The organism is Pseudomonas sp. Pseusp97 (genome assembly GCF_047304025.1).
Classification (GTDB): domain Bacteria; phylum Pseudomonadota; class Gammaproteobacteria; order Pseudomonadales; family Pseudomonadaceae; genus Pseudomonas.
This window is the reverse complement of the sequence record NZ_JBGLYK010000167.1, coordinates 1-13,158: the sequence shown is the minus strand read 5'-3', so window position 1 is coordinate 13,158 and position 13,158 is coordinate 1. Positions and strand designations below refer to the sequence as shown.

The following is a 13,158-nucleotide window of genomic DNA, read 5'->3' as shown; positions in this document are numbered from 1 at the left end:
GTCGAAGGCCGCGTGGGCGGCGTGAACGGTGAAGTGGCCTTCCGCGTGACCCTCGGGCAGGACGGCAAGATCACCCTGGATCAGGTCCGGGCGCTGGTGCACCCGGACAACACCGATTCCAACGATCCGCTGAGCCTCGGCGCCGGCAAGATCAGCCTGACGGCGACTGTGACCGACGCCGACGGCGACCATCAGAGCGCCGGCCTCGACCTGGGCAGCAAGCTGACCTTCCTCGACGATGGGCCGAGCATTTCCGTGGGCAACACCGAAGGTCTGCACCTGACGGTGGATGAGTCCGCATTGGGCACCGACGCCACCAGCAGCGGTTCGGTGGCTGATCTGTTCAACGCCCAGTTCGGGGCGGACGGCCAAGGATCTATCACTTACAAGATCGAAACCCAGGACAACACCGACAGTGGCCTGAAAGACACTGTCACGGGCAGCCAGATCTTCCTGTTCAACACCGCCAACGGTGTCGAAGGCCGCGTGGGCGGCGTGAACGGTGAAGTGGCCTTCCGCGTGACCCTCGGGCAGGACGGCAAGATCACCCTCGACCAGGTCCGGGCGCTGGTGCACCCGGATAACACCGATTCCAACGATCCGCTGAGCCTCGGCGCCGGCAAGATCAGCCTGACGGCCACCGTGACCGACGCCGACGGCGACCATCAGAGCGCCGGCCTCGACCTGGGCAGCAAGCTGACCTTCCTCGATGATGGCCCGCGCATCGCGCCCATCGAAGGCGGCGATCTGCACCTGAGCGTCGATGAAACCACCCTCGGCCAGCCCGCGACCAGTACCGGCTCGGTGGCCGACCTGTTCAACGGTCAGTTCGGTGCAGACGGCCAGGGTTCGATCACCTACAAGCTCGAAGCCGCCAACAACTCCGACAGCGGCCTGACCGATACCGCCAGCGGCCAGCGGGTGTTCCTCTTCAACACCGCCAATGGCGTGGAAGGGCGCCTGGAGACCAGCGGCGAAACCGCCTTCCGTGTGACCATCGGCCCGGACGGCAAGGTCACCCTGGAGCAACTGCGAGCACTGGTGCATTCCGACACCAGCGATCCCGATGACTCGCTGAACCTGGCCGGCAAGATCGCCCTCAGCGCCACCATCACCGACAAGGACGGCGACAGCGCCACCACTTCGATCGACCTGGGTGGCAAGCTGAGCTTCCTCGACGATGGCCCGAGCATCGCGCCCAGTACCGGGCACGATCTCCAGCTGACCGTGGACGAAACCAGCCTGGACCTGGATGCCACCAGCACGGCCAGCGTGTCCGACCTGTTCACCGCGCACTTCGGCGCCGACGGTCCGGGGCAGATCAGCTATAAGGTCGAGACCCAGGACAACACCGACAGCGGCCTGAAAGACACCGCCACCAACAGCCAGATCTTCCTGTTCAACACCGCCACCGGTGTGGAAGGCCGCGTCGGCGGCGTGAATGGCGAAGTCGCCTTCCGCGTGACGCTGGGGCAGGACGGCAAGATCACCCTCGACCAGGTGCGCGCTGTCGTCCATCCGAATCCCGGCGACCATGACGAAGGCGTCAGCCTCGACCCGAATACCCTTACCCTGACTGCCACCATCACCGACAAGGACGGCGACAGCTCCTCGGCGCACATCGACCTGGGCAGCAAGCTGACCTTCCTCGACGACGGCCCGAGCATCGAGCCGTGCAAGGACGCCGACATCCGGCTGACCGTGGATGAAACCCACCTGGACGTCGACGCTACCAGCTCTGTCACGGTCTCCGACCTGTTCACCGCGCATTTCGGCAACGATGGCGCAGGCGCGATCACCTACAAGGTCGAGACCCAGGACAATACCGACAGCGGCCTGAAAGACACCGCCACCAACAGCCAGATCTTCCTGTTCAACACCGCCACCGGTGTGGAAGGGCGGGTGGGCGGCGTGAATGGCGAAGTCGCCTTCCGCGTGACGCTGGGACAGGACGGCAAGATCACCCTCGACCAGGTGCGCGCCATCGTGCACCCGAACCCCGGCGACCATAACGAAGGCGTCAGCCTCGACCCGAACAGCATCACCCTCACGGCCACCATCACCGACAAGGACGGTGACAGCGCCCAGGCGCACATCGATCTGAGCGGCAAACTGACCTTCCTCGACGACGGCCCGAGCATCGCGCCGTGCAGCGATGTCGACATCAAGCTGACCGTGGACGAGACCCAGCTGGGCACGCCGGCTACCAGCAGCGCCTCGGTGGCCGACCTGTTCACCACGCACTTCGGTGCGGACGGCGCGGGTGAGATCACCTACAAGCTGGCCGGGGCCGACAACACCGACAGCGGGCTCAAGGACACCGAGACCGGCCAGAAGGTCTACCTCTACAACACCGCCAACGGCATCGAGGGCCGCCTGCAGGGCACCGATACCGTGGCCTTCCGCGTGTATGTGGATGGCGACGGCAAGGTCACCCTGGAGCAGCTGCGCGCCCTGGCGCATCCGGACGCCAGCAACCCCGACGACGCCCTGAGCCTGAGCGGCCAGGTCACCCTGACCGCCACCATCACCGACAAGGATGGCGACAGCGCCAGCGCCCAGATCGACCTGGGCAGCAGCCTGACCTTCCTCGACGATGGCCCGAGCATTGCCCCGTCGAGCATCTACGACATCAGCCTGGAGGTGGACGAGTCCAACCTCGCCAACGATGCCCGCGTCGAGTCCAGCCTGGTATCGCTGCTGTTCGAGACACACTTCGGCGCCGATGGCGCGGGCGGCGTCACCTACAAGGTGAGCACCGTGGATGGCACCGACAGCGGCCTGAAGACCACTCAGGGCGACTCCATCCTGCTGTACAACGTCAATGGCACCGTGGAGGGCCGCGTGGCGGGCAGTGGCGAGGTCGCCTTCGTGGTCAGCGAGGACAACGGCGCGCTGATGCTCGACCAGCGCCTGGCGCTCAAGCATCCGGACACCAGCAATCCGGATGACCCGCTGCGCCTGGACAGCGGCAAGATCACCCTCACCGCGACCATCACCGATGGCGACGGCGACAAGGCTTCGGCCCATGTCGACCTGGGCAGCAAAATGGTGTTCTACGACGATGGTCCGCATATCGAGCCATCCACCACTGCCGACATCCGGCTGACGGTGGACGAGACCAACCTGGGCACTGACGCCCAGGCTCCCGCCGGCGACGTCGCTGCGCTGTTCACCAGCCATTTCGGCAATGACGGCGCCGGTGACATCACCTACAGGATCACCACCACCGATGGCACCGACAGCGGACTGAAGGACACCGCGACCGGCGGCAGGATCTTCCTCTACAACACCGCCGACGGCGTGGAAGGCCGCGTGGAGGGCACCAACCTGGTGGCCTTCAGCGTGACCGTCAACCATGGCAATGGCGCGATCACCCTCGACCAGCAACGTGCGCTGGTGCACCCGGTGACCACCGATGCCAACGATCCGCTGAGCATCGGCACCGACAAGATCGCTCTTACCGCCACCATTACCGATGGCGACGGCGACCATGAGTCGGCCAGCGTGGACCTGGGAAGCAAGCTGACCTTCCTCGACGACGGCCCGCACATCGAGCCGTGCACTGACGCCGACATCCGCCTGGTCGTGGATGAAACCAACCTCGCCAGCGACGCCCGGGTGGAAGCGCTGCTGGTGGCCGAGCTGTTCACTCCCAGCTTCGGCGCCGACGGTGCCGGATCGATCACCTACAAGGTGACCACCGTCGATGGCACCGACAGCGGCCTGCGCGAAAGTGCCGGTGGCGCGCGCATCCTGCTGTTCAATGACGGCAATGGCGTGGTCGGCAAGGTCGAAGGCAGCGGTGCCATCGCTTTCGTGGTACGCCCCGATGGCGGCGCGCTGACCCTCGATCAGCGGGTGGCCTTCATCCACCCCGACAGCAACAGCGACGATGAAGCCCTGAGCATCGCTGCGGGCAAGATCAGCCTGACCGCCACCATCACCGACAAGGACGGCGACAGCGACAGCGCTTCCATCGACCTGGGCAGCAAGCTGGTGTTCCACGACGACGGCCCGAGCATCAGCGCCAACGCCGGCCTGGCGCCGACACTGACGGTGGATGAAACCGTGCTGACCACCGACGCCACCGCCAACTTCAGCGGCGCCTTCACCTCCAATGGCGGCGCCGACGGCGGCAGCGTCAGCTACAGCCTGACTTCCGCGGCCGATGGCACCCCGAGCGGGCTGCAGACCACCAGCGGGCAGAGCATCGTGCTGGTCAAGGTCAGCGATACCCAGGTGGAGGGGCGCGTGGGCAATACGGGCGGCGCGGTAGCGTTCAGCCTGACGCTCGATAGCGCCACGGGCGACCTGAAGCTCGACCAGAAACTGGCGCTCAAGCACTCCGACAGCACCAACCCCGACGATCCGGTCAGCCTGCTGGGCAACAAGGTTTCGCTGGTGGCGACCATCACCGATGGCGATGGCGACCACAGGTCCGCCAGCATCGACCTGGGCGACAAGCTGGTGTTCAAGGACGACGGCCCCGCGCTCATCGCCGGCGGCAACGTGACCGGCCAGGTGATGGAGGATGCGCTGCCCGGCGGCAACCCCGATGGCGCCAGCGACACCACCACGGCCACGGGCTCGCTCACCAGCCTGGTGAACTTCGGCGCGGACGGCCCGGGTGCCTTCTCGCTGACCGGAAACTACTCGTCCCTGACCTCTCAGCACCTGACCTCCGGCGGCGTCGCGCTGGCCTACAGCGTGGTCGGCAACCTGCTGACCGCCACGGCCGGCGCCAAGACCGTCTTCACCCTGTCGCTGGATGCGGCGGGCAACTACGAGTTCAAGCTCGTCGGCCCGCTCGACCATCCGCTGCACAATGGCAGTGATGCCGAGCAGCTGTCGCTCAACCTCGGCGGCGTGATCAAGGCCACCGATGGCGACGGCGACCCGGTCAGCCTGGGCAGTGGCTCGCTGGTGATCAACGTGCAGGACGACCTGCCGGTGGTGCACAGCGAACCGCCATGCCAGGACGTCTCCGAGGTCCCCGGCTTCGTGCTGGGCGGCACCCTCGACGTGAGCTTCGGCGGCGACGGCCTGGGTGCCTTCGACCTCAGTGGCAACACTGCGCCGGATGGCCTGACCTACGTGGTCACCCAGCTGGCCGGCGGAGGCTCGCAACTCACCGCCTATGATGGCAACAACGAGGCTTTCTTCACGCTCAAGGTCAACGCCGACGGCACCTACAGCTTCGAGGTGCTCAATTCGCGGCCGATCTCGACGGTGGAATACGACCTTGCCCAGCTCGCCGCTGGCGGTCCGCGTCCGTCGGCCTCCCTGACGTTCGACGGCCTGACGGTGGTCTTCAGCAGCCCCGACGGCAACGTGAACCCCTCCAACAACGGCATGGGTGTGGGCGGCAACAACCTCATCACCCCCGGCGAGAACCTCAACATCGCCTTCAGCGAGAAGATCTACGACGTCAGCTTCGACGTGCAGAAACTCTCCACCAGCGATGTGCTGAGCTGGAAGGTGCTCGGTGATGGTGGGGTGGTTCTGGCCACCGGCACCTTCTCGCCGCCGGCCGGCTACGGCGAGAGCAGCTCGATCTCCTTCAACCTGCTGACCGACGGCCACTTCACCAGCGGCTCGGCCTTCCAGCTGTCCGAAGGCGGCTTCAACTCCGTGGTGCTGAGCAGCAACAGCGGTGACTACCGTCTGGTGACGGTCTCTGCCGGGCAGTCGGTCCTGCCTGACGATATCGACCTCAACTTCCACGTCGGTATTACCGACGGCGACGGCGACAGCACCGGGCTGAACCTGTGCGTGGACCTGAGCGCCCCGCAGCCCTTGCTGGTGGTCGGCAGCAACAGCAGCGACATCGACGGCTCCAGCACCCAGCACACCCTGCCCAACCCGCAGGATGCGGACAAGGCCGGCACCATCAGCGGCGGCGGTGGCAGTGACGTGCTGATCGGTGATCCGGGCGGTGTGTCGGTCTATACCCAGCCGGGCAAGAACTACAACATCTCGCTGATCGTCGATACCTCCGGCAGCATGGCCGACCCTTCTGGCAGCGGCGTGTCGCGCATGACCCTGGCGAAGAACGCGCTGGTCAACCTGGTGAACACCATCAAAGGGCATGACGGGATCATCAACGTCAGCCTGGTGTCCTTCGGCGACAGTGCCAAGACCGTCACCTACAACGGCCTGACGGCAGCCAACGTGGCCTTGCTGATCTCCGCGATCAACGCGCTCACTGCCAACGGGGCGACCAACTACGACGATGCCATGCAGAAGGCTTCGGCCTGGTTCAACACCCAGGTGGGAACCAACCACGCCGATGCGGCCCACGGCTACGTCAACCTGGCGTTCTTCCTCACCGACGGCAACCCGACCGTCTACAACGGCAACTCCGGCAGCGGCAACAGCACCAGCTACAACGACATGAACGTCGCGATCACCTCGGGCAACGACATGCTGCACCATGCCGGCACCCTCGTCGGCGACAACTCGGTGGCGGTCAATGCCATCGGTATCGGCAACGGCATCAACAGCGACTACCTGCGCTACTTCGACAACACCAACACCACCGGCACCGCGGTGACCAATGTCGACGGCACGAACCTGTCCAACACGGTCGGCCAGCCGCAGATCATCAACACCGCCGAGCAGTTGCAGGCGGCGCTGCAGGAAGGCTTCAGCACCAGCACACCGGTGACCGTGGGCAACGACCACCTGGTCGGCGGCTCGGGCAACGACATCCTGTTCGGCGATGTCATCAACACCGACCAGCTGGCCTGGGCCGGGCACGCTGCCGGCACGCACAACGGCCAGGGCTTCCAGGGACTGGTGGACTACCTGACCGCCACCAACGGCACCGCGCCGACGGCGGCGACGATCAGCAACTACATCATCCAGCACGCGGATCAGCTCAACGTCGCCGGTGACATGCGCGGTGGCGACGACATCCTCGAAGGCGGCGCCGGCAATGACCTGATGTTCGGCCAGGGCGGCAACGACAAGCTGATCGGCGGGCCCGGCGACGACATCATGTACGGCGGCACCGGCGCGGACGAGTTCATCTGGAAGTCGGGCGATACCGGCCACGACGTGATCAAGGACTTCAACATCGCCGAGCACGACGTGCTGAACTTCGCCGACCTGCTGCAGGGGGAAACCGCCACGGCCTCGTCGCTGGCGCATTACCTGACCTTCTCGGTCGCCGCCGGCACCACCACCATCGGCGTCAGCCCCACCAGCGGTGGCGCCGTCACCCAGACCGTCGACCTGGCCAACGTCGATCTCGCCGCCAAGTACGCGGGCCATGCCGGCAATGGTGTGCTCTCGGCGGGCGATACCCAGACCGTGCTCAACGGCCTGCTGGGGGATCACGCGATCAAGACCGACACCGTCTGACGCCGTGTGAAGCCAGTCGAAACCGCCGCCTCCGGGCGGCGGTTTCGTTGGTACCCGCCCAACGAGGGTGGGGGCACGGTCATACGGCTGGTGAATGATCATCGCCCTGCGTCCTCACTGGCGCCTATGCTCGGTGCCACACCATCCTCCCCAACGAACAACAAGCAACGAGGTTTCCCATGCGCGAAGTGGTGATCGTCGACAGCGTCCGTACCGGCCTGGCCAAGTCCTTCCGTGGCAAATTCAACATGACCCGTCCGGACGACATGGTCGCCCATTGCATCGACGCGCTGCTGGCGCGCAACAACCTCGATCCGCTGCTGGTGGACGACTGCGTGGTCGGCGCCGGTTCCAACGAAGGCGCCCAGGGTCATAACATCGGCCGTAACGCGGCGGTGCTGTCGCGCCTGGGCATCCATGTCGCCGGCATGACCCTGAACCGCTACTGCTCCTCGGGCCTGCAGGCCATCGCCATCGCCGCCAACCAGGTGGCTTCGGGCTGCAGCGACATCCTGGTGGCCGGCGGCGTCGAGTCCATCACCCTGACCATGGGCAAGCAGAACCTCGACAACTTCGTGAACCCGCGCCTGAAGGACGAATTCCCCGGCATCTACTACCCCATGGGCCAGACCGCCGAGATCGTCGCCCGCCGTTACAACGTCACCCGCGAGCAGCAGGACCTGTACTCCCTGCAGAGCCAGCAGCGCACCGCCCGCGCCCAGGCCGAAGGCCTGTTCGACGATGAAATCGTGCCGATGAGCGTGAAGTACCTGGTGGAAGACAAGGCCACCGGCGAGAAGAAAGTGCTCGATGGCGTGGTCGACCGCGACGACTGCAACCGCCCGGAAACCACCCTGGAGGGCCTGAACTCGCTCAAGCCGGTGTTCGCCGAGGATGGTTCCGTCACCGCCGGCAACGCCTCGCAGCTTTCCGACGGCGCCTCCATGACCCTGGTGATGAGCCTGGACAAGGCGCTGGAGCTGGGCCTGAAACCCAAGGCCTTCTTCCGCGGCTTCACCGTTGCCGGCTGCGAGCCGGACGAGATGGGCATCGGCCCGGTGTTCTCGGTGCCCAAGCTGCTCAAGGCCAAGGGCCTGCAGGTCGCCGACATCGACCTCTGGGAACTCAACGAAGCCTTCGCCTCGCAGTGCCTGTATGCCCGCGATCGCCTGGGCATCGACAACGAGAAGTACAACGTCAACGGCGGTTCGATCTCCATCGGCCATCCCTTCGGCATGACCGGCTCGCGCCAGGTCGGTCACCTGGTGCGCGAGCTGCAGCGCCGCAACCTGCGCTACGGCATCGTCACCATGTGCGTAGGCGGCGGCATGGGCGCCACCGGCCTGTTCGAAGCGGTGCGCTGAACCGAGCACGGCGGGCGAGGGCACCAGCCTTTGCCCGAATGGCGCAGACCGCTCCACGCAAGCGGCTCGGCGCCAAGAGAACCCCCCGGCGGTGACGCCGGGGTTTTTTTATTGCTGATGCGGGCGCGGTCTCCGCGCTGGGTTCGTGAGCAAGCTCGCTCCTACAGGGTTCCTGCGCACGTGCTTCTCGGAGGAGCGAGCTTGCTCGCGAACCAACGGCCCGCTCCTGCGGCTATCGGTCGGCAGAAAAAACCTCGACGGTGACGCCGAAGTTTTTCATTGCTGATGCGGGCGCGGTCTCGGCGCAGGGTTCGCGAGCAAGCTCGCTCCTACAGGGTTCCTGCGCACTTGCTTCTCGTAGGAGCGAGCTTGCTCGCGAACCAACGGCACGCTCCTGCGGCTATCGGTCGGCAGAAAAAACCTCGACGGTGACGCCGAAGCTTTTCATTGCTGATGCGGGCGTGGTCTCGGCGCAGGGTTCGCGAGCAAGCTCGCTCCTACAGGTTACTGCGCACCTGCTTCTCGTAGGAGCGAGCTTGCTCGCGAACCAACGGCGCGCTTCTGCAGTTACCGGCCGGCAGAAAAACAAAACCCCGACACCGGGCCGGGGGGCTGATCTCAGGTTTCCAGCTCGCCGCTACTGCATCCGCGCAAACAACGCCGCCGCCTGCCGCATGCGGTCGATGTATTGCGCCACCTCGCGCTCTGCATCGAAGCGGGTGAAGTAGGGACCTTCGAGCGTCCCTTCGCGGGTGGAAAAGAAGTACTGGCCATTGACCGCGCTGATGCGGTCGCTGCGGTAATGGGTGGCCGCCTGGCTGTCGTTGACCCGTTGTCCCAACATGAACCCACCTCCCGAGCCCAAAGGATTAATTAAATCGAGTGTATGCCGCAAAGCCCCGTCCTGCCTGGGCTGCAGAGGCTTGGCGACGAACGGCGGGCAATCGTTTCAGCGGTGAAACACTCGGCAGTCCAGGCCCTGGAATCCCTTGGCTATGCTCAGTGTCCGGCGGCGGGCGCCGTCGGGCAGGGTCGGCGAGAAGATGAGTAATTCGGTTATAAGAAAATCGAAATATATTCTTTTTAATGCGTAAAGACCTTGTGCATAGTGGCTACCAACACGAACAAGGAGAGACCCATGAGCTTGCGACTTGGCGACATCGCCCCCGACTTCGAACAGGAATCCAGCGAAGGCCGCATCCGTTTCCATGAATGGCTGGGCAACAGCTGGGGCGTTCTGTTCTCTCACCCGGCCGACTTCACCCCGGTATGCACCACCGAGCTGGGCCTGACAGCCAAGCTCAAGGACCAGTTCGCCGCCAAGGGCGTCAAGGTCATCGCCCTGTCCGTCGACCCGGTGGACTCCCACGTGAAGTGGATCGACGACATCAACGAGACCCAGAACACCGTGGTCAACTTCCCGATCATCGCCGACGCCGACCGCAAGGTGTCCGAGTTGTATGACCTGATCCACCCGAACGCCAACGACACCCTCACCGTGCGTTCGCTGTTCGTCATCGACCCGAACAAGAAGGTGCGCCTGACCATCACCTACCCGGCGAGCACCGGGCGCAACTTCAACGAGATCCTGCGCGTCATCGACTCGCTGCAGCTCACCGACAACCACAAGGTCGCAACGCCCGGCAACTGGCAGGACGGCGACGATGTGGTGATCGTGCCCTCGCTCAAGGACGAGGAAGAGATCAAGCAGCGCTTCCCCAAGGGCTACCGTGCGATCAAGCCCTACCTGCGCCTGACGCCGCAACCCAACAAGTGACTCTCCGCTCCCCATCCGGGGAGTCACTGCCCAGGCAAACCTCGAGCGGAAATAGGGCCGGTTCGCCGGCCCCTTTTTTATCCTTCATGCGCGGACCACGCCGCGCTTTTTTATTCAGCTCTGCTCATAACCACCTCTGACTTGCCCGCCAAACGGGAAGAAGACGCAAGCCCTCGCCAAGGAGAAGACCATGGGTCATTTCACCTGGCGCCGCAGCCTGGCCGTCGCTCTTCTCGCGAGCCTACCAATCGGCGCCTACAACACCCCCGCCCAGGCTTCCGACGCACCGAAAGAGGTGCGCCTGGACTACGCCTACTACGCCCCTACCAGCCTGGTGCTCAAGCACTTCGGCTATCTGGAGAAGGCCCTCAAGGCGCAGGGAACGGAAGTGCGCTGGGTGTTCAGCCAGGGCAGCAACCGCTCGCTGGAATACCTCAACGCCGGCAGCACCGACTTCGCCTCCACCGCCGGCCTCGCCGCCGTGCTCAGCCGAGCCAACGGCAGCCCGCTGAAGACCGTGTACATCGCCAGTCGGCCGGAGTGGACCGCGCTGGTGGTGCCGAAGGATTCGCCGCTGAAATCCGTCGCCGACCTCAAGGGCAAGAAGATCGCCGCCACCAAGGGCACCGATCCCTACCTGTTCCTCCTGCGCAGCCTGCAGAAGGCCGGGCTGGACAAGAACGACGTGGAGATCGTCCACCTGCAGCACCCGGATGGCCGCGCTGCGCTGGAGCAGGGCAGGGTGGATGCGTGGGCCGGCCTCGATCCGCACATGGCCGCCAGCGAACTGCAGGCCGGCTCGCGGCTGCTGTACCGCAACGTCGACTTCAACAGCTACGGCGTGCTGAGCGTCACCGAGAAGTTCGAGAAGGAGCAGCCGCAGCTGATCAAGCAGGTCATCGCCGCCTATGAAGAGGCGCGCCAGTGGGCCGTGGCGCACCCGGAGGAGACTGCCAAACTGCTCGCCGAGGAAGCCAAGCTGCCGCTGGAAGTGGCCAAGCTGCAACTCTCGCGCACCGACTTCAGCAAGCCGCTGCCGGGCGCCGAACAGGTCGCTGCACTGAAAGCCGCCGCACCGATCCTGCTGGACGAGCAACTGGTGCGTCCGGGCACCGATGTCACCGCCGTGGTCGATCAGCTGATCGCGCCGCAACTGGCCGGTGAGGTGATCGGCAAGCCCGCCGTCGCCAAGGCAGGACAGTAATCCATGCCATCCCAGAGCCTGCCCCTGGCCCGCCAGCGTCGCGCACTGAAACTGCGCTGGCCGCGGCTGAGCTGGCGCGCCTGGCTGGTGCCGCTGCTGCTGTGTGCGCTGCTGGAGCTGTCGGTGCGCGTCGGCTGGCTCGCCGAGCACCAGATGCCGGCGCCCAGCAGCGTTGCGCTGACGCTCTGGCAACTGGCCCAGGGCGAGCTCTGGAAGCATGTCGCCGCCAGCCTGGCGCGGGTCGCGGCGGGCTTCTTCATCGGCGCCGCTGCGGCCGTCCTGATCGGCACCTGGGTGGGCCTCAGCCAGCGCGCCGAGGCTTACCTGGAGCCCACTTTCCAGGCGCTGCGGGCCATCCCCAGCCTGGCCTGGGTGCCGCTGCTGCTGCTGTGGCTGGGCATCGACGAAACCCCGAAGATCGTGCTGATCGCCCTTGGCGCCTTCTTCCCCGTCTACCTCTCGCTGGTGGCCGGCGTGCGCAACGTCGACCGCAAGTGGGTGGAGCTGGGCCGGCTGTATCACCTGTCGCCCTTCGCCCTGGTGCGGCGCATCCTCCTGCCGGCGGCGCTGCCGAGCCTGTTCACCGGCCTGCGCGGTGCGCTGAGCCTGAGCTGGATGTTCCTCGTCGCTGCCGAACTGATCGCCGCCACCCGCGGCCTGGGCTACCTGCTCAGCGGCGGCCGGGAAACCTCGCGGCCGGACATCGTCATCGCCGCCATCCTGGTGCTGGCGGTACTCGGCAAGCTCAGCGACAGCCTGCTCAAGGCGCTGGAGCAGCGCGCGCTGGCCTGGCGCGATACCTTCCTTGGCAATGGTGAACAGTGATGAGCGCCCTGCTGGAACTGCGTGATATCCGCAAGAGCTTCTCCGGCGTACGGGTTCTGGACGATGTCAGCCTGAGCCTGGCGCCGGGCGAGGTGGTCAGCCTGCTCGGCCCCAGCGGTTGTGGAAAAAGTACCCTGCTGCGCATCGCCGCCGGGCTGGACGACGAGTTCGCCGGCTCCCTGGAACGCAACCCGCTGCTGGGCTTCGGACCGGACGGCGATACCGGCCGTGGCGGCGGTGGCGTCGGCGTGGTGTTCCAGGAACCGCGCCTGCTGCCCTGGCTGACCGTGGCGCAGAACGTCGGCTTTGCCGACGGCTGGCTGGCCGACGACCATCGCATCGAGCACTTGCTGCGCGACGTGGGCCTGGAAGGCAAGGGCGGCCTGCTGCCCAAACAGCTTTCCGGCGGCATGGCCCAGCGCGCGGCCATCGCCCGTGGCCTCTACGGCCGGCCGCAGGTGCTGCTGCTGGACGAACCCTTCAGCGCGGTGGACGCCTTCACCCGCATCCGCCTGCAGGACCTGATCCAGCAACTGGCGCTGGAGTACGACATCAGCATCCTGCTGGTGACTCACGATCTCGACGAAGCTTTCTACCTCAGCGACCGCGTCCTGCTGCTG

The 13,158-nt window shown here is 65.6% G+C and carries 7 protein-coding genes; 6 read left to right on the top strand and 1 reads right to left on the bottom strand.

Features of this window, described 5'->3' with window-relative positions; translation table 11 throughout:
• Positions 1–12 precede the first annotated feature (12 nt).
• Positions 13–7,368, top strand: coding sequence for a DUF5801 repeats-in-toxin domain-containing protein (locus ACCC94_RS21995; protein ID WP_413351672.1), 7,356 nt, complete (start codon positions 13–15; stop codon positions 7,366–7,368).
• A gap of 179 nt (positions 7,369–7,547) precedes the next feature.
• On the top strand, positions 7,548–8,732 hold the full coding sequence (locus tag ACCC94_RS21990) for a thiolase family protein (protein ID WP_413351670.1): 1,185 nt from the start codon (positions 7,548–7,550) through the stop codon (positions 8,730–8,732).
• Between the two features lie 637 nt (positions 8,733–9,369).
• Here the strand turns inward: ACCC94_RS21990 and ACCC94_RS21985 are convergent.
• Positions 9,370–9,576 carry a DUF6316 family protein gene (locus tag ACCC94_RS21985; protein ID WP_088416640.1) on the bottom strand — a complete coding sequence of 69 codons (207 nt, stop codon included), beginning with the start codon at positions 9,574–9,576 and terminating at the stop codon, positions 9,370–9,372.
• Positions 9,577–9,870: 294 nt separating this feature from the next.
• Here ACCC94_RS21985 and ACCC94_RS21980 point away from each other — a divergent pair, with 294 nt between their 5' ends.
• The 4 genes from ACCC94_RS21980 to ACCC94_RS21965 form a co-directional block, all read left to right on the top strand.
• Positions 9,871–10,509, top strand: a complete 639-nt coding sequence (locus ACCC94_RS21980; protein ID WP_184589427.1) for a peroxiredoxin — start codon at positions 9,871–9,873, stop codon at positions 10,507–10,509.
• A gap of 190 nt (positions 10,510–10,699) precedes the next feature.
• A complete protein-coding gene (locus ACCC94_RS21975; RefSeq protein WP_413351668.1) occupies positions 10,700–11,713 on the top strand; it encodes an aliphatic sulfonate ABC transporter substrate-binding protein in 1,014 nt (337 codons plus the stop codon).
• A 3-nt stretch (positions 11,714–11,716) separates the two neighbouring features.
• Positions 11,717–12,538 (top strand): ABC transporter permease, encoded by an 822-nt coding sequence (locus ACCC94_RS21970; RefSeq protein ID WP_413351666.1) that lies wholly within the window; start codon positions 11,717–11,719, stop codon positions 12,536–12,538.
• Positions 12,538–13,158, top strand: a 621-nt coding sequence (locus ACCC94_RS21965) for an ABC transporter ATP-binding protein (protein WP_413351664.1), incomplete at its 3' end; no start/stop codon positions are given. The genes ACCC94_RS21970 and ACCC94_RS21965, both read left to right, overlap by 1 nt.

What these genes read in the sequence shown, in the direction of transcription:
- ACCC94_RS21990 (WP_413351670.1), top strand. Translation starts at nt 7,548, where the DNA reads ATGCGCGAAGTGGTGATCGTCGACAGCGTCCGTACCGGCCTGGCCAAG.
- ACCC94_RS21985 (WP_088416640.1), bottom strand. Translation starts at nt 9,576, where the DNA reads ATGTTGGGACAACGGGTCAACGACAGCCAGGCGGCCACCCATTACCGC.
- ACCC94_RS21980 (WP_184589427.1), top strand. Translation starts at nt 9,871, where the DNA reads ATGAGCTTGCGACTTGGCGACATCGCCCCCGACTTCGAACAGGAATCC.
- ACCC94_RS21975 (WP_413351668.1), top strand. Translation starts at nt 10,700, where the DNA reads ATGGGTCATTTCACCTGGCGCCGCAGCCTGGCCGTCGCTCTTCTCGCG.
- ACCC94_RS21970 (WP_413351666.1), top strand. Translation starts at nt 11,717, where the DNA reads ATGCCATCCCAGAGCCTGCCCCTGGCCCGCCAGCGTCGCGCACTGAAA.